At 32.4% G+C, this 25,864-nt stretch carries 27 protein-coding genes; 10 read left to right on the top strand and 17 right to left on the bottom strand.

The genetic code is table 11. The features are described from left to right. Positions 1 to 168: 168 nt before the first annotated feature. The 11 genes from BUC29_RS16565 to BUC29_RS16515 all read right to left on the bottom strand — a co-directional run bounded on the left by BUC29_RS16565 (position 169) and on the right by BUC29_RS16515 (position 10,542). Positions 169 to 1,281, bottom strand: a complete 1,113-nt coding sequence (locus BUC29_RS16565; RefSeq protein WP_073417291.1) for a FecR family protein — start codon at positions 1,279 to 1,281, stop codon at positions 169 to 171. Positions 1,282 to 1,371: 90 nt separating this feature from the next. Further along, positions 1,372 to 1,983, bottom strand: a complete 612-nt coding sequence (locus BUC29_RS16560) for an RNA polymerase sigma factor (RefSeq protein ID WP_073417290.1) — start codon at positions 1,981 to 1,983, stop codon at positions 1,372 to 1,374. A gap of 353 nt (positions 1,984 to 2,336) precedes the next feature. After that, on the bottom strand, positions 2,337 to 2,765 hold the full coding sequence (locus BUC29_RS16555) for a hypothetical protein (protein WP_073417289.1): 429 nt from the start codon (positions 2,763 to 2,765) through the stop codon (positions 2,337 to 2,339). Positions 2,766 to 2,905: 140 nt separating this feature from the next. Then, positions 2,906 to 3,778: a succinate--CoA ligase subunit alpha gene (gene sucD, locus BUC29_RS16550; protein WP_057118027.1), complete on the bottom strand. Its 873-nt coding sequence runs from the start codon at positions 3,776 to 3,778 to the stop codon at positions 2,906 to 2,908. A gap of 86 nt (positions 3,779 to 3,864) precedes the next feature. Further along, positions 3,865 to 4,227 (bottom strand): nuclear transport factor 2 family protein, encoded by a 363-nt coding sequence (locus tag BUC29_RS16545; RefSeq protein WP_073417288.1) that lies wholly within the window; start codon positions 4,225 to 4,227, stop codon positions 3,865 to 3,867. Position 4,228: 1 nt separating this feature from the next. Continuing rightward, positions 4,229 to 5,158 carry a UDP-3-O-(3-hydroxymyristoyl)glucosamine N-acyltransferase gene (locus BUC29_RS16540; RefSeq protein WP_073417287.1) on the bottom strand — a complete coding sequence of 310 codons (930 nt, stop codon included), beginning with the start codon at positions 5,156 to 5,158 and terminating at the stop codon, positions 4,229 to 4,231. A gap of 134 nt (positions 5,159 to 5,292) precedes the next feature. Next, positions 5,293 to 5,859, bottom strand: coding sequence for an elongation factor P (gene efp / locus BUC29_RS16535; RefSeq protein WP_073417286.1), 567 nt, complete (start codon positions 5,857 to 5,859; stop codon positions 5,293 to 5,295). A 135-nt stretch (positions 5,860 to 5,994) separates the two neighbouring features. Further along, positions 5,995 to 6,780, bottom strand: coding sequence for an acyl-ACP--UDP-N-acetylglucosamine O-acyltransferase (gene lpxA, locus BUC29_RS16530; protein ID WP_012024961.1), 786 nt, complete (start codon positions 6,778 to 6,780; stop codon positions 5,995 to 5,997). A gap of 68 nt (positions 6,781 to 6,848) precedes the next feature. Then, positions 6,849 to 8,237 carry a bifunctional UDP-3-O-[3-hydroxymyristoyl] N-acetylglucosamine deacetylase/3-hydroxyacyl-ACP dehydratase gene (locus BUC29_RS16525; protein ID WP_073417457.1) on the bottom strand — a complete coding sequence of 463 codons (1,389 nt, stop codon included), beginning with the start codon at positions 8,235 to 8,237 and terminating at the stop codon, positions 6,849 to 6,851. Continuing rightward, entirely contained in the window at positions 8,230 to 9,273 is a 1,044-nt protein-coding gene (gene lpxD / locus BUC29_RS16520; RefSeq protein ID WP_073417285.1) for a UDP-3-O-(3-hydroxymyristoyl)glucosamine N-acyltransferase, read from the bottom strand. Before lpxD ends, BUC29_RS16525 begins: the two co-directional genes overlap by 8 nt. A 39-nt stretch (positions 9,274 to 9,312) precedes the next feature. Further along, positions 9,313 to 10,542, bottom strand: coding sequence for an HD domain-containing protein (locus BUC29_RS16515; RefSeq protein ID WP_073417284.1), 1,230 nt, complete (start codon positions 10,540 to 10,542; stop codon positions 9,313 to 9,315). Positions 10,543 to 10,764: 222 nt separating this feature from the next. Here BUC29_RS16515 and porX point away from each other — a divergent pair, with 222 nt between their 5' ends. The 5 genes from porX to BUC29_RS21575 all read left to right on the top strand — a co-directional run bounded on the left by porX (position 10,765) and on the right by BUC29_RS21575 (position 14,702). Continuing rightward, positions 10,765 to 12,318 carry a T9SS response regulator signal transducer PorX gene (gene porX / locus BUC29_RS16510; RefSeq protein ID WP_073417283.1) on the top strand — a complete coding sequence of 518 codons (1,554 nt, stop codon included), beginning with the start codon at positions 10,765 to 10,767 and terminating at the stop codon, positions 12,316 to 12,318. Positions 12,319 to 12,395: 77 nt separating this feature from the next. Continuing rightward, positions 12,396 to 12,803 (top strand): tRNA (adenosine(37)-N6)-threonylcarbamoyltransferase complex ATPase subunit type 1 TsaE, encoded by a 408-nt coding sequence (tsaE, locus tag BUC29_RS16505; RefSeq protein WP_073417282.1) that lies wholly within the window; start codon positions 12,396 to 12,398, stop codon positions 12,801 to 12,803. A 118-nt stretch (positions 12,804 to 12,921) separates the two neighbouring features. Next, positions 12,922 to 14,121 (top strand): alanine dehydrogenase, encoded by a 1,200-nt coding sequence (locus BUC29_RS16500; RefSeq protein ID WP_073417281.1) that lies wholly within the window; start codon positions 12,922 to 12,924, stop codon positions 14,119 to 14,121. A 36-nt stretch (positions 14,122 to 14,157) separates the two neighbouring features. Further along, positions 14,158 to 14,535, top strand: a complete 378-nt coding sequence (locus BUC29_RS16495) for a DUF4258 domain-containing protein (RefSeq protein ID WP_073417280.1) — start codon at positions 14,158 to 14,160, stop codon at positions 14,533 to 14,535. A 23-nt stretch (positions 14,536 to 14,558) separates the two neighbouring features. Next, on the top strand, positions 14,559 to 14,702 hold the full coding sequence (locus BUC29_RS21575) for a hypothetical protein (protein ID WP_167369544.1): 144 nt from the start codon (positions 14,559 to 14,561) through the stop codon (positions 14,700 to 14,702). A 535-nt stretch (positions 14,703 to 15,237) separates the two neighbouring features. Here the strand turns inward: BUC29_RS21575 and BUC29_RS16490 are convergent. Next, positions 15,238 to 15,903, bottom strand: a complete 666-nt coding sequence (locus BUC29_RS16490; protein WP_073417279.1) for a uracil-DNA glycosylase — start codon at positions 15,901 to 15,903, stop codon at positions 15,238 to 15,240. Between the two features lie 133 nt (positions 15,904 to 16,036). On the opposite strand from BUC29_RS16490, the gene BUC29_RS16485 reads away from it, so the two are divergent. Both BUC29_RS16485 and BUC29_RS16480 read left to right on the top strand, forming a co-directional pair. Beyond that, on the top strand, positions 16,037 to 18,202 hold the full coding sequence (locus BUC29_RS16485) for an endonuclease MutS2 (protein ID WP_073417278.1): 2,166 nt from the start codon (positions 16,037 to 16,039) through the stop codon (positions 18,200 to 18,202). Positions 18,203 to 18,482: 280 nt separating this feature from the next. Further along, a complete protein-coding gene (locus BUC29_RS16480) occupies positions 18,483 to 18,896 on the top strand; it encodes a thiol-disulfide oxidoreductase DCC family protein (protein WP_073417277.1) in 414 nt (137 codons plus the stop codon). Positions 18,897 to 19,104: 208 nt separating this feature from the next. On the opposite strand, the gene ettA is transcribed toward BUC29_RS16480, so the two are convergent. The 4 genes from ettA to holA all read right to left on the bottom strand — a co-directional run bounded on the left by ettA (position 19,105) and on the right by holA (position 22,527). Then, positions 19,105 to 20,796, bottom strand: coding sequence for an energy-dependent translational throttle protein EttA (gene ettA / locus BUC29_RS16475; RefSeq protein ID WP_073417276.1), 1,692 nt, complete (start codon positions 20,794 to 20,796; stop codon positions 19,105 to 19,107). Positions 20,797 to 20,849: 53 nt separating this feature from the next. Further along, on the bottom strand, positions 20,850 to 21,239 hold the full coding sequence (locus BUC29_RS16470; RefSeq protein ID WP_073417275.1) for a four helix bundle protein: 390 nt from the start codon (positions 21,237 to 21,239) through the stop codon (positions 20,850 to 20,852). A 32-nt stretch (positions 21,240 to 21,271) separates the two neighbouring features. Then, the gene (locus tag BUC29_RS16465; protein WP_071637907.1) at positions 21,272 to 21,454 is read right to left on the bottom strand and encodes a CAL67264 family membrane protein; all 183 of its coding nucleotides are present in this window, start codon (positions 21,452 to 21,454) and stop codon (positions 21,272 to 21,274) included. A 68-nt stretch (positions 21,455 to 21,522) separates the two neighbouring features. Beyond that, a complete protein-coding gene (holA, locus tag BUC29_RS16460; RefSeq protein ID WP_073417274.1) occupies positions 21,523 to 22,527 on the bottom strand; it encodes a DNA polymerase III subunit delta in 1,005 nt (334 codons plus the stop codon). A 95-nt stretch (positions 22,528 to 22,622) separates the two neighbouring features. Between holA and BUC29_RS16455 the strand changes: the two genes are divergently transcribed. Genes BUC29_RS16455 through BUC29_RS16445 form a run of 3 tightly spaced genes read left to right on the top strand, consistent with a single transcriptional unit; the run spans position 22,623 to position 24,974 of the window. Next, positions 22,623 to 23,075: a type I restriction enzyme HsdR N-terminal domain-containing protein gene (locus BUC29_RS16455; RefSeq protein WP_073417273.1), complete on the top strand. Its 453-nt coding sequence runs from the start codon at positions 22,623 to 22,625 to the stop codon at positions 23,073 to 23,075. Positions 23,076 to 23,086: 11 nt separating this feature from the next. Continuing rightward, positions 23,087 to 24,106, top strand: coding sequence for a glycosyltransferase family 2 protein (locus BUC29_RS16450; protein WP_073417272.1), 1,020 nt, complete (start codon positions 23,087 to 23,089; stop codon positions 24,104 to 24,106). Positions 24,107 to 24,140: 34 nt separating this feature from the next. Next, a complete protein-coding gene (locus BUC29_RS16445) occupies positions 24,141 to 24,974 on the top strand; it encodes an OmpA/MotB family protein (RefSeq protein WP_073417271.1) in 834 nt (277 codons plus the stop codon). 179 nt (positions 24,975 to 25,153) lie between these two features. Here the strand turns inward: BUC29_RS16445 and BUC29_RS16440 are convergent, their stop codons facing one another. Then, the gene (locus BUC29_RS16440) at positions 25,154 to 25,774 is read right to left on the bottom strand and encodes an L-threonylcarbamoyladenylate synthase (protein WP_073417270.1); all 621 of its coding nucleotides are present in this window, start codon (positions 25,772 to 25,774) and stop codon (positions 25,154 to 25,156) included. Between the last annotated feature and the right edge of the window lie 90 nt (positions 25,775 to 25,864).

Genomic DNA, 25,864 nt, shown 5'->3' with positions numbered 1-25,864 from the left:
TCATTTTTACATAGGCATTTAATTATTTTCTGGTTGAGTTTAGTTTTTGGTTATTTTATTTAATGAAATAGTTTACATTTTTGTTAAAAAATGAAAGGCTTTACTTTGAAAAATTATATATTGAAAACAAGAATTCTTTCTGTGCAATTACAGTTACACTAAAAGAAATTAATTACAACCGTCTGAGGTTATTATGATCTGGTTTCCGTTCATTTCAAAACTGGTATTGTTACCAATGCTTTTACAGACAATTTTCAACTTTTCTGTTAAAGGCTGATCACTCAAAGATGTTGTTAAATGACAATCGATTAATTTATTTTTCGGATAATCTATATTTACTAAATACGCCTGTTCGATGGTTTCAAAAATCTGCGATACCGGAATATCATTAAATTCAAAACTTAATTGTTCGATATTCCCAACGCTTTGAGTAAGAACAGCATCTTGTGTAATATTGGTTATTTTATTGAATTTTAAATCTGTTCTTAAAAATCGCAGCGCCTGATTAGGAAGCAGTACAATTTCTTCTTTATCTGATTTAGAAACAAGATCATTTGACTTTACCTTAACTTTACCGGTGCGAACAAGAACTTCAACATCAGGCTGGTCAGAATAAGCTTTAACTCTAAAACTAGTTCCGACAACCTTTGTTACGATTTCATTTGCATAAACGAAAAAAGGCTTTTGGGGGTTTTTACTAATTTCAAAGAAGCCTTCGCCGGATAAGTATACCTTTCTTTCGTTTCCGGTAAAGATTTTAGGATAACTTAATTTACTATTAGGCTGTAATAAAACAGAACTGCCGTCTGATAATGTTATAATTTGTGGTTTATCAGAATTATTTGTCTGCTCAACTAAACCTTCACTATTTTCTTCAATAAGTTCTTTGTAGGTAACGACTTTGCTGTCTGTTTCATAATAATTGTTATAGAACCAGGCTGACATTAATCCTAAAAATAATGTTGCAGCAACACCGGACAAAAATTGTTTTCTTAAAAATCTAACTTTTAAACTTTTTAAAGTCTGTTGATTTTCTTTGTCGCGAATTTTAATCCAGGTTTGATGTAACGCTCTGTGAATATCAGAGTTTGAGAGTTCATGTTCAGGAACTTTCATAGCTAGAAGTAGTAATCGTGCATCTTGAACAAGTTTAGCACGCTGACGGCTTTCAAGAGTCCACTCTTCCCACCCATCTTCATCGATCTTATTTAAAATCCATGATTGGAATGATTCGTCAGATAGAAAATCTTCTATTTCGGTATATTTATTACGTTTTTGCATCTAAAAAATAAGGTTACAAAAACATAGAGGACAGTTCTCTTAATATATACTCACCAAATTAAGATTTTTTTTAAGTTTTTTTAACCTTTTTTAAAGAGTACTTGAAAATAGTAGTGTAATAAAGGCAAAACTACCTTTCCATTCTTTGCGAAGAGCTAATAATCCGCGGTGCAATAAATTGCTTGCTGACTGATAATTAACATCCAGCATTTCGGCAATCTGTTCTACAGATAATCCTTGGTGATAACGTAAATAAAGGGCTTCTTTTTGTCGTGGAGGTAATTCATTAAGCAATTTATTCAAATACATTACTTTTTCTTTGGTAGCATAATCATCATCTAAAAGTTCATTCTCTACCGAAAACTCTAAAAGAAAGGCAATTGTATCAGTACTTGCTGTTTTTCTAAATATATGATCTCGTTCATACAAACGGGCAATTCTTTTTCTTACGCTTGATAACAAATAAGCTTTAACTACTACAGACTCCTGCAGTGAATTACGATAAACCCAAATATCGGTAAAAACATCCTGAACGCAATCCTGAACTTTTTCGGCATAAGGAGAAAGAGAATTTCCATAACTAACAAGATCACTGTAATATCTTTCGAATAAAAGGGAAAATGATTTTTCATCACCCATTTTTAAATTATTCCAAAGTGTATTATCATCAATTGAATGGATTGGCAGGGTTCGGGTTTTCATAGTTCTTGGGGGCTTATAATTCTGGATAAAAAGATGAAATCATAATATTAAGAATACAATATTTTAACATTATCCTTTTCTTTTGTGCGATAAATATATAAAAGCAAAAACTTATAACCAATTATTTTACACAAAAGGGACGGTTTCCTAATACATCAAAATGTCTCTTTTGACTGCTATTGCTGGGGTCTTAAGGAAATGTTAAAATTATAAATCACTTTAAAAACGCCCTATAATTAATAAGATAATACTCTATTAAACATATCAAACTTAAATACAAAACTATCCTTAATGAAAAAAGCCCTGCTTAAAATTGAGCAGGGCTTTGTGTGTCATAATTATTAAAATGCTTACTAAAAAGCGACATTCCATTTTGGTAATTTTGCATTTTCATCTAAGAAATTTTGCAAAACCTGCCCTTCAACAGCAGTTGGAATTGCTTTTGTATCTCCATTAAAAGTTTCGTACCAAACTACTTCAAGAACAGAGATATTTTCTAATTTCATTTGTGCCGGCCAGGAATATTTTCTTCCTGTTTTTGCAAATTGATGTCCGTTTACGATTTTATCATATAGGCCGCCGTTTTTTGTTTTCAAAGTCCCGTCATTTTGTACAGTTCCTGTAGAACCAACCATAATTAATTCTTTTGAATCTCCGTCGATTTCATAAACCACAAAAATTCCTGCACTTCCTTCCGGAGCGTTGCAAACTTCTTCTAAACTATCATTTACAGTAAAAGTAAAACTATTACTTGATTTAAATTTTTCTAATTCTTTGTACATATTTCTTTTTTAAGCTCCTAAGATACTGAGGTTCTGAGATGCTAAGTTTTTTTTCATTTTCGCCTCAGTCTTTAAAATGTAAAAAAGTCTCAACAAAATATTGAGACTTTTTTGGAATTTATTATTTTGAGACTTGAGGATTATCCAAGTACTTCTTTTACTTTTTTACCAATTTCAGCTGGTGAATCAACAACGTGAATTCCGTTGTCTCTCATAATTTGTTTTTTAGCAGCAGCTGTATCATCAGAACCTCCAACGATAGCACCTGCGTGACCCATTGTTCTACCAGCAGGAGCAGTTTCTCCAGCGATAAAACCAATAACTGGTTTACGGTTACCATCAGCTTTTACCCATCTTGCAGCATCAGCTTCAAGCTGTCCTCCAATTTCACCAATCATAATGATTGCTTCAGTTTCTGGATCGTTCATTAATAATTCAACAGCCTCTTTAGTAGTAGTCCCAATGATTGGATCTCCACCAATACCGATAGCTGTAGTGATTCCTAAACCTTGTTTTACAACCTGGTCAGCAGCTTCGTAAGTTAAAGTTCCAGATTTAGAAACAATACCAACAGTTCCTTTTTTGAAAACAAAACCTGGCATAATTCCAACTTTAGCTTCACCCGGAGTAATAACACCCGGACAGTTTGGTCCAATTAATCTAGAATTTCTTTCTTTAACATAATTATTTGCTTTAATCATATCTGCTACAGGAATACCTTCTGTAATAGCGATAATTACTTTAATTCCGGCATCAGCAGCTTCCATAATTGCATCAGCAGCAAAAGCTGGCGGAACAAAAATGATAGAAGTATCAGCTCCAGCTTGATCAACAGCATCTTTTACTGTATTAAAAACCGGACGGTCTAAATGGCTAGTCCCTCCTTTTCCCGGAGTAACACCACCAACAACATTAGTACCGTACTCAATCATTTGAGAAGCGTGGAAAGTTCCTTCACTTCCTGTAAATCCCTGAACAATTATCTTGGAATCTTTATTAACTAAAACACTCATGATATATATTTTATGTAGTTTTTAAAATTGTGTTGCAAAAATAAGGTTTTGTAATGTATTTTGCTTCTTTTATTATCAAAAAAATATTAAGAAAATTGACTCATTTGATAACCTCTGTAAAGTTTGTCATCTTTTATCTGCCAAATTGTTGCAAAATGTGCTAATAACATCTCTTCACGCGGATTCTCAATCGTTTTTACATAATGCGAATAACGCACTGACACTAAATCATCTTCGGCAATAATATGGCTAATTCTTACCTTAGAACGTACATAAGCCCTGCTAAGCTCGTTCGCCATTTCTATTATCGAATTGTAATTCATTTCAATGAATCCTTTACTGCTATTCCACTCAATGATAACATCAGGATGCAAATAGGTTTTCAGGACTTCACTATCAATCAAGGCATCCGACTTATAAAATTTTTGAACAAACTCTTTTATAGACATATTACTTCAATTTATTTAGAATTTCAGGAATCTTTTTGATATTAGCAAATTGCTTTAATTTTTCTCTTGATTCTTCAACTGGAGTTCCAAAATAAGATTTTCCTCCTTCGAGTGATTTCGTAACTCCTGTCTGGCCCTGAACAACAGCTTTCGCTCCAATGGTTATACCACTCGTTGTTCCTACCTGGCCCCAAAGCGTAACTTCATCTTCAATTACCACACAGCCTGCAATACCAGTTTGTGATGCAATTAAACATTTTTTTCCGATAACTGTATCATGTCCCACATGAACCTGATTATCAAGCTTGGTGCCTTCTTTAATTGTTGTATCACCGGTAACGCCTTTGTCAATCGTACAAAGTGCACCAATCCCAACATTATCTTCTATAACTACTCTACCACCAGAAATTAACTGATCAAAACCTTCCGGACGTTTTTTGTAATAAAAAGCATCAGCTCCTAATATACTTCCGGCATGAATAATTACATTGTCGCCAATTATGGTATGATCATAAATAGAAACATTTGAATGAATCAAACAGTTCTTTCCTATTTTTACATAATTTCCAACAAAACTATTTGGCTGAATTACAGTTCCTTCACCAATTTCGGCAGTAGATGCAATCGCAACATTTGCAAATTGAAAAGGTTTAAAATGTCTGGTTAAAGTATTAAAATCTCTGAAAGGATCATCAGAAATTAAAAGAGCTTTACCTTCCGGACAATCAACTTTTTTGTTAATCAAAACAATTGTTGCTGCAGATTGTAAAGCTTTGTCATAATATTTTGGATGATCAACAAAAACAATATCACCTGGTTCAACTACATGAATTTCGTTCATGCCTAAAACCTCAAAGTTTTTGTCACCAATAAATTCGCAGTTCAGCAAATTTGCAATTTCTTCTAAAGAGTAAACTTTTGGAAATTTCATATTTTATAATTAGAAAATTTGTCAATTAGAAAATGTGTCAATTAGAAAATGAGTCAGTTAGAAATGAATGTTCAAAATAGTTTGATTCAAAAATTATCTAATTGACTCATTGACAAATTATCTTAATTAATAAACTACTCTTTTACACGCTCCATGTATGAACCTGTAGCTGTATCGATTTTAATTTTATCACCTTCGTTGATAAACAACGGAACGTTTACAGATGCACCAGTTTCTACCGTTGCATTTTTTGTAGCATTTGTAGCAGTATTTCCTTTTACTCCCGGCTCAGCGTAAGTAACTTCAAGAATTACAGATGCCGGCATATCTACTGATAATGGCAAATCAGTTTCAGTATTGATCTGAACCATTACATTTGTTCCTTCTTTCAATAATTCCGGAGCATCTAAGATGTTTTTGTTTAAAGAAATTTGCTCAAATGTTTCAGCATTCATAAAGTGAAATTCATCACCTTCTGGATATAAAAACTGGAATGTATGTGTTTCAACACGAATAACGTCAATTTTATGACCTGCAGAAAAAGTATTATCTAATACCTTTCCAGAAGTTAAACTTTTTAATTTAGTTCTTACGAAAGCCGGACCTTTTCCAGGTTTTACGTGAAGGAACTCAATAATTTTATAGATATCGTGATTAAATTTAATACACAATCCGTTTCTAATATCTGCTGTAGATGCCATTTGTTTTTTAATTTTAGATTTTTGAATGTAGATTTTAGATTTTGAAAACCGATCTACATGTTTTTATAATGTTTTAATCTTTTTAATTTTATAATGAAGTTTAGAAATCTAAAATCAGAAATCTAAACTCTAAAATTAATAGTTACCCGAATAACCTTTCATAATTCCTCGTGATGAATTTCTGATAAAATCAAGAATTTCATCTCTCTCAGGAGTTGCTTCCATTTCAGCTTCAATAATACTTAAAGCTTGTGTTGTGTTATAGTTCTTTTGATATAAAATTCTGTAAATTTCCTGAATTTCTCTAATTTTTTCAGTACTAAATCCTCTTCTTCTTAAACCAACTGAATTAATACCAACATACGACAATGGTTCTTTTGCAGCTTTTGTATAAGGCGGAACGTCTTTTCTTACCAAAGATCCACCAGAAATCATAGCGTGATCTCCAATATGAATAAATTGATGAATTGCTGCTAAACCACCAATAACTGCATGATTTCCAACAACTACGTGACCCGCTAATGCGACTCCGTTTACAATAATTGCGTTATTACCTATTTCACAATCGTGTGCAATGTGTGCATAAGCCATAACTAAACAATTGTTACCAAGAATAGTCTGTCCGGAAGCAATTGTACCTCTGTTAATAGTAACACATTCTCTAATAGTACAATTGTCTCCAATTATTGCTAAAGAATCTTCTCCGCCAAATTTCAAATCTTGCGGCACTGCAGAAATTACTGCCCCGGGAAAAATATTGCAGTTTTTTCCAATTCGGGCACCTTCCATAATGGTCACATTTGAACCAATCCAAGTACCATCACCAATAACAACATTATTGTGAATTGTTGTAAAAGGCTCAATTACAACATTTTTAGCGATTTTCGCGCCAGGATGAACATATGCTAATGGTTGATTCATCTATGTTTTATATTTAATTAAAATAATCTAATTTTAGGGCAACAAACCTAAACAATAAATTTGATTAATTATTGTTTTCTTGCGATTTGTGCCATTAATTCTGCCTCGGTTACTAATTTTCCATTTGCGTAAGCGTTTGCCTGCATGTGACAGATTCCTCTTCTGATTGGAGAAATCAACTCACATTTGAAAATTAATGTATCACCCGGCAATACTTTGTGTTTGAATTTAACATTATCAATTTTCATGAAGTATGTTAAATAATTTTCAGGATCAGGAACTGTACTTAAAACTAAAATTCCTCCCGTTTGTGCCATTGCTTCTACAATTAAAACGCCCGGCATTACTGGTGCCTCAGGAAAATGTCCTACGAAGAAATTTTCGTTCATAGTAACATTTTTCAAACCAACTACATGACGATCAGACATTTCGATAATTCTGTCAATCAATAAGAATGGTGGTCTGTGAGGAAGCATTGACATGATTTTGTGAATATCCATCAATGGCTCCTGATTTAAATCATAAACAGGTACATGATTTCTCTGTTCTATTTTAATGATTTTAGCCAGTTTTTTAGCAAACTGAGTATTTACAAAATGACCTGGTTTGTTTGCAATGATTTTTCCCTGAATACGAACTCCAATAAGAGACAAATCTCCAATTACATCAAGTAATTTGTGTCTTGCTGCTTCGTTTGGATAATGCAGAGTAAGGTTATCTAAAACACCGTTTGGTTTTACAGAAATTTCATCTTTACCAAAAGCTTTCTTTAAATTTTCCATTGTAGACTCAGAGATTTCTTTATCTACATAAACAATTGCATTATTTAAATCACCACCTTTAATTAAACCATTTTCTAATAATGATTCTAATTCGTGCAAAAAGCTAAAAGTTCTTGAACTTGCAATTTCTTGTTTAAAGTCAGCAATACTTTTAAGTGTAGCATTTTGAGTACCCAAAACTTTTGTACCAAAATCTACCATTGTAGTTACCTGATATTCGTCGCTTGGCATAACAAGAATTTCGCTTCCGGTAGCTTCATCTGTAAATGAAATAACTTCTTTTACTACATAAACATTACGGCTTGCATCTTGTTCTTCGATACCTGCTTTTTCAATAGCTTCAACAAAATATTTTGAAGAACCATCCATAATTGGAAGTTCAGAAGCATTCAATTCAATAATGATATTATCCAAATCACAGCCTACTACTGCAGCCAAAACGTGCTCTGGAGTTTGTATTTTAACACCTAATTTTTCTAAATTGGTACCTCTTTGCGTATTAACAACATAATTAGCATCAGCCTCAATGACTGGCTGACCTTGCAAATCTACTCTGACAAAAGTGAAACCATTATTGATTGGAGCTGGTTTAAAAGTCATTGTAACTTCTTTTCCAGTATGTAATCCAACTCCTGTTAGTGAAATTTCATTTTTGATGGTCTTCTGTTTAACCATTATTTCCATTTTTTGGGTTTATTATTTGTTTTTTTATTTCTTCAACTTCGGCAACTATTTTAGGAAGATTTTTGAAATGAACATATGACTTGTTAAAATCCGTATATCCAAGTGATGGAGTTCCTTGTAAGGTCTCATCATCCTTAATGTTTCTGGCAACTCCAGACTGAGCCTGAAGCCTTACATTGTTTCCTATTGTTAAGTGGCCTGCGATACCTACCTGCCCGCCAATCATACAGTTCTCGCCGATTTTAGTAGAGCCTGCAACACCGCTTTGTGCAGCAATTACAGTATTTTTACCAATTTCGACATTATGAGCAATCTGAATTTGATTGTCTAATTTAACTCCTTGTCTAATAATTGTAGAACCAAGAGTTGCTCTGTCTATTGTAGTATTGGCACCTATATCGACGTTATCTTCGATAATTACATTACCAATCTGTGGTACTTTACTATAAACTCCTTCTTCATTTGGCACAAAACCAAAACCATCTGCACCTATAATAGTACCAGAGTGAATTGTACAATTATTGCCAATTACAGTTTCTGAATAAATTTTTGCACCGGCAAAAATAAACACATTATCACCAACAACAACATTATCGCCAATAAAACTGTTTGGATAAATTTTTACATTATTTCCCAAAACTACATTTTGTCCTATATAACTAAAGCTTCCTAAATAGAGATTTTCTCCATATTTAGTGCCTTCAGACATGAAAGATTGTGGTTCAATCCCGTTTTTATTCAATTTTACCTGATTGTAAAAGTGTAATAATTTAGAAAAAGAAGCATAAGCATCTTCAACCTTAATTAATGTAGTAGTGATTTCCTGTTCAGGTATAAAGCTGTCGTTAACAATTGTAACCGTCGCTTTTGTGGTATATATATAGTTGATATACTTCGGGTTAGCCAAAAAAGTAAGAGATCCCTCCTCACCTTCTTCTATTTTAGAAAGCCTAGAAACTTCTGCATTGGGATTACCAACAACTTCACCTTCTAAAATTCCTGCTATTTGTTCTGCTGTAAATTTCATCGCGACAAAAATATAAAAAATAGATTTTAAATGTTAATTTTAGATAAGTTGTTTTGGAAAACAGATGTAATATTTTGTCACCAATTTAGATAACGATTTCAGATTCAACTGATCAGAAGCTTCAACAACATCTTCAATTGTTTTATCTTTTTTCAAAATTCGTATCGGTTCGGCTTCTTTACTATAGGCCTGATTCTTAATTTTCCCTCTAAAAATAAAATATCCCGCATCTACTGCCGAAATATTATGTGCTTCGGCAAATTCTTCTTTTAAAGACTGCGATTCTTCCATCGGGATTTTATCTGCGCTGAGTTTAATCTTCAATAAATCTCTGTTAATGATCATTTTACTTAATGTAGAAAGTATAAAATCATTATGCTTCTGCCAGGCTTTTAAAGCGCTGATAATATCAAAATCATCTAATTGAGAAAATAAATCCAGTTTTTCGGCATCAAAATCTTCAAGCGTAATTTTGTTTTGCATAAAATACAAAAGCGGCTCGCTGCAAGGAAGTTTTATTCCTTTTAAAGTCAATTCTTTTGCTCTTTTTAGAACTTTCATCAAAATTAATTCGGCAACTAAACTCGTTTTATGCAAATATGCCTGCCAGTACATTAATCTTCTTGAAAGCAGAAATTTTTCTACAGAATAAATTCCTTTTTCTTCGATAACTAAAACATCATTTTCAACATTCATCATCTGAATCAAACGTTCAGAGTTTACATTTCCTTCGGCAACTCCGGTATAAAAACTATCTCTTTTTAAATAATCCATCCTATCCATATCTAATTGACTTGAAATCAATTGCAGCATGAATTTTCTGTGATATTCGCCTTTAAAAACCTGAATCGCCAAACTTAATTTTCCGTCAAATTCATCATTCAGCCTGTTCATGAATAATAATGAAATGGCTTCGTGATTTACATCTTCAACAATACTTTTTTCCATAGCATGGGAAAATGGCCCGTGCCCAATATCGTGAAGTAAAATAGCAATTAAAAGAGCACATTCTTCCTCATTTGAGATCGCAACACCTTTAAAACGAAGTGTTTCAACAGCTTTCTGCATTAAATGCATGCATCCTAATGCGTGATGAAAACGCGTATGGTTAGCACCCGGATAAACCAAATACGATAATCCCATTTGCGAAATACGACGCAAACGCTGAAAATATGGGTGCTGAATTAAATCGTAGATAAGCTCGTTCGGGATGGATATAAACCCGTAAATTGGGTCATTAAATATTTTTAACTTATTAATTTGAGTCACTAGTCTGGTTATTTTTTGGTCAACAAATATAAGTAAATAAGTATAAAACCATTTCAGTTTTTAACTTAAAAAGTTGATATTTAATATCAGTATTTTCTGAAACATTAAAAAGACCCAAAAATTAATTTCGAATTTATTTCAATTCCTTATCCTTAATTTTATACTATTTTTAATACTTTTTAAGTTCTATACTTTTAAATTGCATTAAAATTAAAATTGTTTATGGATAAGATTAAAATACTTTGGGTCGATGATGAAATTGATCTTTTAAAGCCACATATATTGTTTCTCGAAAAAAAGAATTACGAAGTTACAACCAGCAACAATGGTCTTGATGCTATCGCCTTGTTTGAAGAGGAAAATTTTGATATTGTTTTTTTGGATGAAAATATGCCGGGAATGAGCGGTTTGGAAACACTTTCTGAAATGAAAGAAAAAAAATCTGCCATTCCTATGATTATGATTACCAAAAGTGAGGAAGAATATATTATGGAAGAAGCGATTGGATCTAAAATCGCCGACTATTTGATAAAACCCGTAAATCCGAATCAGATTTTGCTGAGTCTAAAGAAAAATCTGGATGATTCGAGATTAATTACAGAAAAAACGACATTAGATTATCAGAAAGAATTTCGTAAAATTTCGATGGAATTAGCGATGGTTAATTCTTATGAAGACTGGGTTGAATTGTACAAAAAACTGCTTTTTTGGGAATTAAAACTAGAAGACATAAACGATCAGGCTATGATCGAAATTCTTGAATCTCAAAAAGTTGAAGCCAATTCGCAATTCGGGAAATATATTGAAAGAAATTACGAAGACTGGTTTGCTCCTAAAGCAGATAAACCAATTCAGTCTAACACACTTTTTAAAGAATTAGTGGTTCCGGAAATTAAAAAGAAAGACAAACCCATTTTATTTGTTGTAATTGACAATCTTCGTTACGACCAATGGAAATCTTTTGAAACCGTAATCGCGAATTATTATAAACTTGAAAAAGAAGTTCCATACTTCTCAATCCTTCCAACGGCTACACAATATGCGAGAAACTCAATATTCTCAGGCTTAATGCCTTTAGAAATGGAAAAACAGTTTCCGCAATACTGGAAAAACGATGTTGAAGATGGAGGAAAAAATCTTTATGAAGCAGAATTTCTATCGGCACAAATCAAAAGATTGGGACTTAATATTAAAGAAGACTATTTTAAAATCACCAATTATGCCGGTGGTAAAAAACTTGCAGAAAATTTTAAAGCATTAAAAGGCAATGATTTAGTAACAGTAGTTTACAATTTTGTTGACATGCTTTCGCACGCCAAAACCGAAATGGAAGTCGTAAAAGAACTAGCTTCTGATGATAAAGCATATCGTTCGCTTACTTTAAGCTGGTTTAAAAATTCACCTTTATTAGAAATCATTCAACAAGCACAGCTATTGGGGTTCAAATTGATTTTAACCACAGATCACGGAACAATTAATGTAAAAAATCCGTCGAAAGTTGTGGGAGATAAAAATACAAGTCTAAATTTGCGTTATAAAACCGGACGTAGTTTAACATACGAACAAAAAGATGTTTATGTAGTTAAAGAACCTAAAACAATAGGTTTGCCGGCAATAAATATGAGCAGTTCGTTTATTTTTGCCAAAAATGATTTTTTTCTGGCTTACGTAAACAACTATAATCATTATGTAAGTTATTACAAAAACACATATCAGCATGGCGGAATCTCGTTAGAAGAAATGATTATTCCGTTCTTGGTATTTAACCCTAAATAAAGTTTACAGTTTCAGTTTACAGTTTTCAGACTGAGACTGTAAACTGAGACTGAAACTTATACATAAATAAACATAAAATGAATATCGTTTTTTCATTAGATCAAATTCAGCAAACTGCCCAGCAGATTTTAGATTCAAATCCTAAAAAAATTATTCTTTTTAACGGCGAAATGGGCGTTGGAAAAACTACTTTAATCAAGCAGTTATGCAAAAGTTTAGGGGTCGAAGATGCAACAAGCAGCCCGACTTTTTCTTTGGTAAATGAATATCATACTTCAAACAATCAAACTGTTTATCATTTTGATTTTTACAGGTTAAACAAAGAAACCGAAGCTCTCGATATGGGTGTTGACGATTATTTGTATTCTGGAAACTGGTGTTTTATCGAATGGTCTGAAAAAATTGCAAGTCTGCTTCCAGAAGAAACTTCAAACATTACAATCGTATTATTAGCAGACGGAAAAAGAGAATTAACGTTAACGTAAAACTTGGCCAGCCTTTCGGCAAAAAATAACTTTACCATAGAGATTAGTATTAGCAGAATTTTTGCACTAATTTTAAAACTTTTTACGTAATTTGTACTCTTAATTTTTTGCACAATCCATGTCAATTACCTTAACTCCATTTACAAAACAACAATTAATACCGCAGGAAGAAAAACTTGAGGTTGGTCGTTTTAAAAGCGAACTTTTCATAGGGATTCCTAAAGAAACAAGCTACCAGGAACGTCGTATCTGTCTAACTCCCGATGCTGTAAATTCTTTAACATATGAAGGTCATCGTGTAATGATCGAATCTGGAGCCGGAGAAAGTTCGAGTTATACAGATAAGGAATATGCAGATGCAGGTGCAGAAATTACAAAAGACACAAAAAGAGTTTTTGGCTGTCCGTTTTTATTGAAAGTAGAACCGCCGACATTAGCCGAAATTGAAATGATAAATCCAGAAACGGTTATTATTTCTGCTATTCAGCTAAAAACCAAAAAGAAAGAATACTTCGAAGCTTTGGCGCAAAAAAAAATTACAGCTTTAGCTTTTGAATATATAAAAGATGAAGACGGTTCTTACCCTGCCGTAAAATCTTTAAGCGAAATTGCCGGAACAGCTTCTATACTTATTGCAGCAGAATTAATGATCACTGATGAATTTGGAAAAGGACTTTTATTTGGAAACATTACCGGAGTTCCCCCAACAGAAGTTGTAATTCTTGGAGCCGGAACAGTTGGCGAATTTGCCGCTAAAACTGCAATTGGTCTGGGTGCAAACGTAAAAGTTTTTGATAATTCGATTACCAAATTACGTCGTTTGCAGAATAATTTAAGCCAAAGAATTTTTACTTCAACCATTCAGCAAAAAGCCTTATTAAAAGCTTTGCGTCGTTGCGATGTCGCGATTGGTGCAATGCGCGGAAAAGAACGCTGCCCAATTGTAGTTACTGAAACTATGGTTGAACACATGAAAAAAGGGGCTGTAATTGTTGACGTAAGTATTGATACAGGCGGATGTTTTGAAAGTTCTGAAGTTACTACTCATGAAAAACCGACTTTCATTAAAAACAATGTTTTACACTATTGTGTACCCAATATCCCATCAAGATACTCTAAAACTGCCTCATTATCAATAAGTAACATCTTAACACCTTATCTGCATCAGATAGCCGAAGATGGTGGTTTAGAAAGTGCAATTCGCTGCAATAAAGGACTTAAAAACGGAATTTATTTATATCATGGAATTCTAACAAATAAAGCTATTGGCGACTGGTTCGACCTGCCAGACAACGATATTAATTTACTTGTATTTTAAAGGAACTTTAATGTACCTTTGCAAAAATTTTATTTCATGAAGTTCGTACACCGTTTTGCATATTATTTGATTGGATTAGTTATGGGATGCTTTTTTGTAGCCCTTGTATTTAGTGGTAAAGATACACGCTGCAACTATTTTCCAAATGCAAGAGTTCTAAACAATATTAAAACAAAAGCTTCCTTTGAATATTCTGATAAGGTAAAAAAAACATTAACTGAAAACTGGGTAAATAAACAAGACATAATCAATACACTAACGTATGGCGATGTTGATTTTGATCAAAGCAACGTTCCTTATAAAAAAGGAAAGCTGTATATAATAGAAGGAAAAACAGTTAAAAATCAAGAAATTATACTAAAAATAGTTAATTACGAAAACAGAGCCGTTTTAGAAGAAATTATTAAAAAATAGCTGCTATTTATTTTTTTTGATTCATGAACAAAACCAATAGGATTTTCTTCTATGATAATCCATATCCTTTGGGTCATACTTTAGCAGAATTTGTTTGGAGTGCAAGAGTCGATCCAGAAAGAGGATTACTATTTGACTTTCACTTAGTTACAGATTTTTATTATTAAGAAGATAACTCTGAGGACGAAGATGTAGAATCTGACTGGAAATCTAAAACAGGTTGGGAAAATTATCATAATTGTATCTTATCTTCAACTGAATGGCATTCTGGGGGAATTGTAGTTTGAACTCCTGAAAGTAAATTTGATTTTTCTAAATTCAGTCATGAAATCTTTACTGCCGATAAATTACCTTTAGAAGATAATTTTGATTTTGAGGATTTATCTTTTTATATCTATTTATTAGGACATGACAGCTGCTGTGATCATAAAATTGTTTTAACCAGAAATGCTGATAATACTTTTGAAATTTCCTGGACTGGCAAAATTGCCCGAACGTGTTATGGTGATTACGAATTCAAACATTCTTTTGAAGCCAGCATCAGCAAAGTAAAGTTTGACGGAATACATTTTTGTTATGGCCTTAGTGAAGAAGAAAACTGGAAAATCCTGCAAGATTGTACAGTAGATACAACTATCTTTAAAGTATCTGGTGAAAAATTTGAGGTTCTAAATTATTAAAAATCAGAACCCCAACTTTATTTTACCATTCAATTTCCTGAAGTTCTTTTGTTTTAAAAAAAGCATTCGTTTGGCTAAAATGTCTATTTCCAAACCAAAAACCTCTATTGGCACTTAAAGGAGAAGGATGACCTGATTTTAGAATATGATGTTTTGAAGCGTCGATCAAAGCAGCTTTCTTTTGAGCAAAACCGCCCCAAAGTAAAAACACAACGTTTTCTTTTTCGGCAGATATTTGCTTGATAACAGCATCGGTAAATTTTTCCCAGCCTTTACCTTGGTGGCTTCCAGCTTCTGATTGTCTAACCGTTAAAGTTGCGTTTAAAAGAAAAACTCCCTGATCTGCCCAGCGTTCCAGATTTCCTGTTTTTGGCATTGGTTTACCAAGATCAGTTTCAATTTCTCTAAAAATATTATATAAAGATGGAGGAAACGGAATTCCGTCATTTACAGAAAAACACAAGCCATTTGCCTGATTTGGCCCGTGGTAGGGATCCTGTCCAATGATAACAACTTTTACCTGATCGAAATGACAATGATCAAAAGCAGAAAAAATCTGGCTTCCTTTTGGATAACAGACTTTTGTTGCGTATTCAGATTTTACGAAATTAATTAACTCGTTGAAATATGGTTTTTCAAATTCTTCGTTCAAAACTGGTTTCCAAGAAGAATGCATTTTTACGTCCATAATTTTTTTATGCGAATTTCAGGATTTTTTAAGTAAAATCATATTTAAACAAACAATAAAATAACACAAAAAGTTTACAGTATTCAATACTACAATTTTCGTATTTTTGCCTGTACTTTCTTAACGAAATTAAATGATTAGTATTACAGAAAAAACATTACAAGACTTACAATTTCCAACCGTTCTAGAAACCATCTCAGATGGATGCAACACCGATATTGGAAAAGAAAAGGCTTTACAAATAAAACCATTTAGAGAAAAAGAAGAATTAATGTCCGCTTTGATGCAGACATCAGAATATGTTTCGTCTTTCCAAAATAATAACGCAATTCCCAATCACGGATTTGATGCTATTTCGCATGAAATCAAGTTTTTGGCGATTGAAGACAGTTTTCTTGAAGTAGGAAGTTTTAGAAAAATAGCAACACTTTCTTCTACAACAAATGTCTTATTGACCTTCCTTAAAAAATTTGATGATTATTATCCTAATCTAAATGCAAGAGCTTCAAGAGTAGAATACACAAAAGAAATTGTGACATTAATTGATGCCATCGTAGACAAATATGGTGAGATTAAAGACAATGCCTCACCAGCTCTTTTGAGCATTCGCCAAAACATGAATTTGGTGCGCGGAAAAGTTAATCAAAGTTTTGGAGTTGCTCTTACACAGTACAATAGCCTAGGCTATTTAGATGATATTAAAGAAAGCTTCGTTCAAAACCGCCGTGTTCTGGCAGTTCTGGCAATGTACCGTCGTAAAGTAAAAGGCTCTATTTTAGGAAGCTCAAAAACCGGAAGTATTGCTTACATCGAACCTGAGGCAACTTTAAAATATTCGAGAGAATTAGCAAATCTTGAATACGAAGAAAAGGAAGAAATCATGAGAATTTTAAAGCAATTATCAAATGCAATCCGGCCATTTCTGCCTTTGTTAATTGAATATCAGGATTTTTTAAGTGATATTGATGTCGTAGCCGGAAAAGCAAAATACGCAAATCGCATAAACGGAATTTTACCGGCAATTACCGAAGAAAGAAGATTATTTTTCAGAGAAGCGTATCATCCAATTTTGTATTTGAATAATAAACAGAAACAAGAAGTTACACATCCTCAGACCATTGAGTTAAAACAAGAAAACAGAATTATTGTAATTTCCGGACCAAATGCCGGAGGTAAAACCATTTCGTTAAAAACAGTTGGTTTATTACAATTAATGCTGCAGTCCGGAATTTTAATTCCTGTTCATGAGCGAAGTGAAACTTTTTTGTTTGATAGAATTTTAACAGATATTGGAGACAATCAATCTATTGAAAATCATTTGAGTACATATAGTTATCGATTAAAAAACATGAATTATTTCCTGAAGAAATGCAACAAGAAAACTATGTTTTTAATTGATGAGTTTGGTACTGGTTCTGATCCTGAATTGGGCGGAGCTTTGGCAGAAATTTTCTTAGAAGAATTTTACCATCGTGAAGCTTTTGGAATTATAACAACGCATTATGCTAACTTAAAAATCCTGGCAAATGAGCTGCCTTACGCAACAAATGCCAATATGATGTTTGACGAAAAAACCCTTGAACCTATGTATAAATTAGCATTGGGTCAGGCAGGAAGTTCGTTTACATTTGAAGTTGCCCAAAAAAATGGAATTCCTTTTGGTTTAATTAATCGTGCAAAAAAGAAAATTGAAGTTGGAAAAGTACGCTTTGATAAAACTATTGCTAATCTTCAAAAAGAAAGATCTAAACTTGAAAAAACTTCTTTGAATTTAAAAGAAGAAGAAACTCGTGCGCGTGAAGAAAGCAAAAAGATGGAAACCATCAATACTAAGATTCAGCAAAAACTGGAAAGTTATCAGGAATTATACGATAGCAACCAGAAAATCATATATATAGGTCAAAAAATCGATGATATTGCCGAGAAATATTTTAACAACAAAAACAAAAAAGAGCTTATTGGCGAATTTTTGAAAATTGTTGAAATTGAAAATTCCAAACGCAAAAAAGCAACTCCAAAAGAAGTAAAAGCAAAAGTTGAAAAACAAAAAGAGATTATTGCTGAAGTAAAGGTAAAAGTAGAAGAAATACGAAAAGAGAAAAAAGAAAAAAAACTCAAACCTGTTGTTGAAAAACCGAAACCAATCTTAAAAGTTGGAGACCGCGTAAGAATGCTCGACGGAAGATCTGTTGGTAGTATTGATTTAATTGAAAAAAATAAAGCAACTGTTAATTACGGAATTTTTACTTCGAAAGTAAGTTTGGACGAATTGGAATTGGTAGAAGCAGTTAAGAAATAAGTTTTCAGTCTCAGTCGCAGTTTTCAGTCTTAAAAAACAGTGTTTTTTAGCTTAAATTAAAATAAAGCGATTTAAGAGGTAATTTTTAAAATTACAACTGCAAAGATGTAAAAAAATCAAAAATCGTTTAAAAACAATTTATTAAAGCCAATTTTGATTTGTAAAAATTATTGATTTTTGTTTTATAATAGTTATTAATAATAACAAAACTATTAATAGTATCACTCAACTATGTCAAAGTTTAAAACTTTGACATAGTTTTACCTCGTAAATAACTGACATGCAACATCTTCCAAATAATAAAAAAATAATTCTCTTTGATGGTGCCTGCAATTTATGCAACGGTGCTGTCCATTTTATTATCAAACATGATAAAAAAGATGTTTTTCGTTTTGTGGCTTTGCAGTCGGATTTAGGAAAAGAGATTTGTAATTACATAGGAGTTGATCAAACAAAAATTGACAGTATAATTTTGTTTAATTCGGGAGTTGCCTATTATTACAAATCTTCTGCAGTAATTGAAATTGCCAGTGACCTTGGAGGAATTTACAGTTTACTTTCTATTTTTAAAATTTTTCCTGAAAAACTTCGAAATTACGTTTACGATTATATCGCCAAAAACCGTTACAAATGGTATGGCAAAAAGGAAAGCTGCATGATTCCTACTCCAGAATTAAAGGCTAAATTTCTTTAAATTCCAATTTTTTCGACAATATTGTCATTTAGACGAAGGAGAAATCTTTGCAAGTAACTCCATAACGAAAACCCAATCTTTGTCGAGCTTTTCACGGAGATTCTCCTTCGCCGAAATGACAAACAAAGAGAAAATCCAATAAAACAAAAATCCCAAATTCACATAAATTGGAATTTGGGATTTTTTTATTGAAAATTATCAGATCTTATTATCTAATCAATTTTCTATACTTAATACGTTTTGGAGTTAAATCACCACCAAGACGTTTCTTTTTGTTTTCTTCATAATCAGAGAAACTTCCTTCGAAGAAATAAACTTCAGAGTCTCCTTCAAAAGCTAAGATGTGTGTACAAATTCTGTCTAAGAACCATCTGTCGTGAGAAATAATTACGGCACAACCAGCAAAATTCTCCAAACCTTCTTCAAGTGCACGAAGTGTATTAACATCCAGGTCGTTCGTAGGCTCATCCAGTAAAAGTACGTTTCCTTCTTCTTTTAAAGTCATTGCTAAGTGCAAACGGTTACGCTCACCACCAGACAACATGGATACTTTTTTATTTTGCTCACCACCACCAAAGTTGAAACGAGATAAATAAGCTCTTGAGTTCACCTGCTTTCCTCCCATCATAATCAATTCCTGACCATCAGCAAAGTTTTCCCAGATAGATTTATTTGGGTCGATATTTGAATGCGACTGATCTACGTAAGCGATTTTTACAGTTTCTCCAACAGTAAATTCCCCGCTGTCAGTAGCCTGTTCTCCCATAATCATTTTGAAAATAGTAGATTTACCGGCACCATTTGGCCCGATAATTCCAACAATACCGGCTTGTGGCAGCGTAAAGTTTAAATTATCATATAATAATTTGTCTCCAAAAGCTTTGGCAACATTTTTTGCTTCGATAACATTTGTTCCTAAACGCGGACCATTCGGAATATAAATTTCCAGATTTTCATCTAGTTGTTTTTGGTCTTCATTTAATAATTTGTCGTAATTCTGTAAACGAGCTTTTTGTTTTGTCTGACGACCTTTTGCTCCCTGACGAACCCATTCTAACTCACGCTCTAAAGTTTTTCTACGTTTAGAAGCCACTTTTTCTTCCTGAGCCATACGGTTTGATTTTTGATCTAACCAAGAAGAATAGTTTCCTTTCCATGGAATACCTTCTCCTCTATCCAACTCCAGAATCCAGCCAGCCACATTATCAAGGAAATAACGGTCGTGCGTTACAGCAATAACTGTTCCTGCATATTGTGCCAAGTGCTGCTCTAACCAAAGAACTGACTCAGCATCAAGGTGGTTGGTAGGCTCATCCAGAAGTAATACATCTGGCTGTTGTAATAATAAACGACATAAAGCTACACGACGACGCTCTCCTCCTGAAAGGTTTTTGATAGGTGTATCTCCATCCGGAGTACGAAGCGCATCCATTGCGATTTCTAATTTGGTATCAATTTCCCAAGCTCCAAGTGCATCAATTTTATCTTGTAATGCCGCCTGACGATCCATCAATTTATCCATTTTATCCTGATCTTCGTAATATTCCGGAAGACCAAACAAATCATTGATTTGATTATATTCTTCAAGAACTGCCATCGTTTCTGCAGCACCTTCACGAACAACTTCGATTACAGTTTTAGAATCATCAAGAATTGGCTCCTGCTCTAAATATCCTACAGTATAACCTGGCTGAAAAACAACATCTCCCTGATAATTTTTATCAACTCCTGCAATAATTTTTAAAAGTGAAGATTTTCCAGAACCGTTAAGACCTAAAATACCAATTTTTGCTCCGTAAAAGAAACTTAAATAAATATTTTTAAGAACCGGCTTGTCTGCTCCCTGATAGGTTTTACTCAATTTTTGCATTGAGAAAATTACTTTCTTATCGTCTGACATATTATGTTTATTGTTTTTAGTTTATTGTTTATTCTTATTGTAATATTGTTGAATTACTTAAATTTAAGTCCTTTGATTTCGCAATTCCTTAAATAATTCATCATTGCTCCTATTCTATTTTTTTCAATTTCAGCCATTTCATTTAATTTTAAATGCTGTTCTTCTGAAATTAGTTTTTTATCAAAAGCTCTGTAAGATTGTGATTTTACTTCTCCTACTGAACCTTTTGCAACACTCAAAAATTGTATAAATTCTCTATTTCCATTTCTTTCAAAACCTTCTGCAATATTATCCATCACAGAGCCTGAACTTCTGTCAATTTGGTCTTTTAATGAATAATTTGTTTTTAAAGTTGTTGTTTGAATTAATAACTCTACATATTGACATAATTCTCTTGCTTTTTTCCAAATTTCTAAATCTTCAAATTTATCTATCCTCGCCATAACAACAAACAACAAACCACAAATTATAAAACTTAAACTCTACCTTTTAAAGCATTAAAAACCCAGGCATTAGCAAAAAAACCAACACCTGCCGCAGCAAATCCCCAGCCCGAAACATCTCTGTATCTAAAAGCACCAAGACCTATAAGCAACAATCCCATAAGTACCATTATAAAAGTAGCCCATCCTAAAACGGTATTTTTATTCATTCCCATAATTGTGTAATTATTATTTTTTAAGTAGTAATTTTTTTAGAAAGGCAAATATCGTGAATTTTAATGGCTTAATTAAATATTTTATACAGCATTTCTTTTAGTAAATCTGATTGTGATAAAGCATTGGCACCTACACCTTTACTTTTTATATCAATATCGCGCAAAGCTGCCACAATCTGACTTACTTTTCGCATTGGATAATTTTTTACTGCTAAATCATATTCCTTTAAAAAATAGGGATTTACTCCAATTGCTGAAGCCACATTTTTCGGGTTTTTATCTTTTAATCCGTGGTATTTTAAAAGCTGAACAAAAAAACCGAAAACCAAACCGGTTGTCATTACCAGTGGATATTCTTTTGGATTATGAGCAAAATTCTCAGCTATTTTATAGGCTTTCAATTGATTACGTTCTCCAATTGCTTTTCTAAGTTCGAATACATTGTAATCTTTACTAAAACCAATATTTTCTTCAATATGTTCTGCTGTAATCATAGTTCCCTGAGGTAAAATAATTTGCAGTTTTTCTAATTCATTATTAATTTTACTCAAATCTGTCCCAAGAAATTCCACAAGCATCGCATTTGCTTTGGGATCGATTGTATATTTTTTTCCTGACAATACACGTTTAATCCAGTCTCCAACCTGATTTTCGTATAATTTTTTACTTTCATATACAACCCCTTTTTGTGCCAGAAGTTTTGTTACTTTTTTACGCTTATCCAGCGTTTTATATTTATAGCAAAAAACTAAAACAGTTGTATCAAGCGGATTTTCGACATAAGATTCAATTTTATCAATGGTTCTGGATAAATCCTGTGCTTCTTTTACAATAACGACCTGGCGATCAGCCATCATTGGATAACGCTTCGCAGTTGAGACAATATCATCAATAGAAACATCTCTTCCATAAAGAACAGTTTGGTTAAATCCTTTCTCTTCTTCAGCCAGTACATTTTGTTCTATATATTCAGAAAGTTTATCTATATAATAAGGTTCTTCTCCCATTAAAAAATAGATAGGTTTTATATTTCCTGCTTTGATATCGTTAACAATCTTTACAACTTCGTCCATTCAAATATTTTGTTTCAAGTTTGAGGTTTCAGGTTTGAGTTCCAAAACTTGAAACTTTAAACCTGAAACCTCAAACTATTTTATATTTTTGTTATATGTTAAAACTAAATTTCCCTACTTATACTTTCCGATTCAAAAATAGCGAAAATAAAGTGTCTATTTTTGATGAAATCAGGAAAAAATTTATCATTCTTACTCCAGAAGAATGGGTTCGCCAGCATGTAGTTCATTATTTAATTCATGAAAAAAAATATCCCAAATCGTTAATCAATGTAGAGAAAGTTTTAACTGTCAATGGATTACGAAAAAGGTACGACGTTGTGGTTTTTAATTCTGATGGTTCTATACATATATTAGTAGAATGCAAAGCGCCTGATGTAAAAATTTCCCAGGCAACTTTTGACCAAATTGCCCGTTACAATATGACAATGCAGGCACGGTTTTTGAATGTCACAAACGGGCTAAATCATTTTTATTGCCAAATGGATTTTGAAAATGAAAAATATCAGTTTTTACAAAACTTACCCGATTATAATAATATTAAATAAATTAAGCACTTTTGGATAAAATAGCAGTTGTCATTTTAAATTGGAACGGAGTTAAATTATTAGAGCAATTTTTGCCGTCTGTTTTACAATATTCAGAAGAAGCTGTGATTTACGTTGCAGACAATGCATCAACTGATAATTCTGTAAATTTCGTAAAAGAAAATTTTCCTTCTGTAAAAATCATTCAAAATACCGGAAATCATGGTTTTGCAAAAGGCTATAATGATGCACTTTCACATGTAAATGCAGAAATTTACGCCTTGGTTAATTCTGATATTGAAGTAACAGAAAACTGGCTTAAACCAATAATCGAAACTTTTGATAAAGAAAAACAAACTGCTATTATTCAGCCAAAAATTCTTGATTTTAAAAACAAAGAATTTTTCGAATATGCGGGAGGTGCCGGAGGTTTTATTGATAAATACGGTTTTCCGTTTTGCAGAGGCCGAATATTTGATACCATTGAAAAAGATAACGGACAATATAATGATAACTGCGAATTATTCTGGGCTTCAGGAGCTTGTTTCTTTATCAGAAAAGAAGTCTATCATCAATTAAAGGGTTTTGATGAAGGTTTCTTTGCACATCAGGAAGAAATTGATTTATGCTGGCGAGCTAAAAATGAAGGACACGTAATAAAATACAATTCACAATCAATTGTTTATCATGTTGGAGGTGCAACTTTGCAGCAAGGAAATCCTAAAAAGACGTATTTAAACTTTAGAAATTCATTATTGATGCTTGTTAAAAATCTTCCTGAAAAAGGATTGTTTTTTGTGATTTTCTTCAGAATGATTTTGGATGGAATTGCAGGTATACGTTTTCTTACGCAGGGAAAATTTGGACATACTTTTGCCATTTTAAAAGCACATTTTTCATTTTATTCTCTATCTTTAAAGTATCATAAAAAAAGAAAAGATTTTCAAATACAGCAATACTATACTGTAAAAAGTATCGTTTTCCTGTATTACATAAAGAAATTACTGGTTTTTAAAGAAATCTTTAACAGTAATCAAAATATTAAAAACTAAATTTGTAATCAACGTTTAATTAAATATAATACCTATGAGAAAAATAGTTATCGCACTATCAGTATTAATGGCCTTAACTTCGTGTGTATCGAAAAAGCAATATGCTGCATTAGAAGCTAAGCAAAAAGAGACACAAGATTTATTAAACTCTTGCACAGTTAAATTAAATTCTTGTCTGGAAGAAAAAGCAGGATTAGCAGCAACAGCTGAAAGCTATAAACAACACAATCAAGACTTAATTAACAGCTCTAAAGATTTAACAGTTTTAACTACTAAAGGAGCTGAAAATCTTGAAAAATCTCTGGAAAGTTTAAAAGAAAAAGATTTGAAAATTTCTAGACTTCAAGACGCTCTTACTAAAAAAGACAGTGTAACTTTAGCATTAGTTACAAGTTTAAAAGGAGCTGTTGGAATCAACGATCCGGATATCGAAGTGAATGTTGAAAAAGGAGTTGTATTTATTTCTATCGCTGATAAATTATTATTTAAAAGCGGAAGCTACGAAGTTAGCGACAAAGCTAAATCTGTGTTAGCAAAAGTTGCTAAAGTTGTAAATGACAAACCTGATTTTGAATGTATGGTTGAAGGTCATACTGATGATGTTCCATACAAAAGCAACGGAGTTTTGTTAGACAACTGGGATTTAAGTGTTAAACGTTCTACTTCTATCGTACGTGTCTTAACAAATGACTTAAGTGTTAACCCTGCAAAATTAATTGCTGCTGGTAGAAGTTCATATGTGCCTTTAGTTGCAAATGATTCTCCAGAAAATAAAGCACGTAACAGAAGAACTCGTATCGTTGTTATGCCTAAAATTGATCAATTCTACGATATGATCGAAAAAGAAATGAAAAAACAGGCTAAATAATTTAAAGTAGTTACTTTATTATAAAGAAAAAGCAGGTCGGTTGACCTGCTTTTTTTGTATTCTTAATTCTTAAATGACCAATTAATCAAGAATAACATTATTTTTATTAACTAACTAAATTTTAACTATACTAAAGTTAGTTATAATTTTTTGAACTTTTATACAATTTAAGTATTTATTTACAAAATATCAATATCCCCTTTTCCTTCTCTTACGACTATTGGTTCATGTTCGGATAAATCGATTATGGTTGATCCTATATTATCTCCATAACCACCGTCAATCACTACATCAACAAGGTTTTGCCATTTTTCAAAAATTAATTCCGGATCTGTTGTATATTCAATAACATCATCTTCGTCGCGAATTGAAGTCGAAACCACAGGATTTCCTAACTGACGTACAATTTCTAAAATTATATTATTATCAGGAACACGAATACCAACTGTGGTTTTCTTTTTAAACTCCTTTGGTAAATTGTTATTTCCAGGTAAAATAAAAGTATAAGGTCCTGGTAATGCTCTTTTTAAAATTTTAAAAGTCGATGTATCAATCTGGCGAACGTAATCTGATAAATTACTTAAATCGTGGCAGATAAATGAGAAATTTGCTTTCTCTAATTTCACTCCTTTAATTTTAGCTATTTTTTCTAAAGCTCTAGAATTGGTAATATCACAGCCCAAGCCATAAACGGTATCAGTTGGATAAATTACTAAACCACCATTCTGAAGCACTTTTACAACTTTTGCAATAGCAGCTTCACTAGGTTTGTCCGGGTATATTTTTATGAATTCGGCCATTTTGTTTTTTGTTTAAAGTTTTTATTTGTTTCAGGTTTCAAGTTTCAAGTCGTTGTACAGTAACTTGAAACCTGAAACTTAAAACTTGAA

The sequence above is a fragment of the Flavobacterium defluvii genome (assembly GCF_900129555.1).
In the GTDB taxonomy this organism is placed as follows: Bacteria; Bacteroidota; Bacteroidia; order Flavobacteriales; family Flavobacteriaceae; genus Flavobacterium; species Flavobacterium defluvii.
The sequence above is the reverse complement of the archived record's forward strand: the minus strand, read 5'-3'. Positions and strand labels throughout refer to the sequence as shown.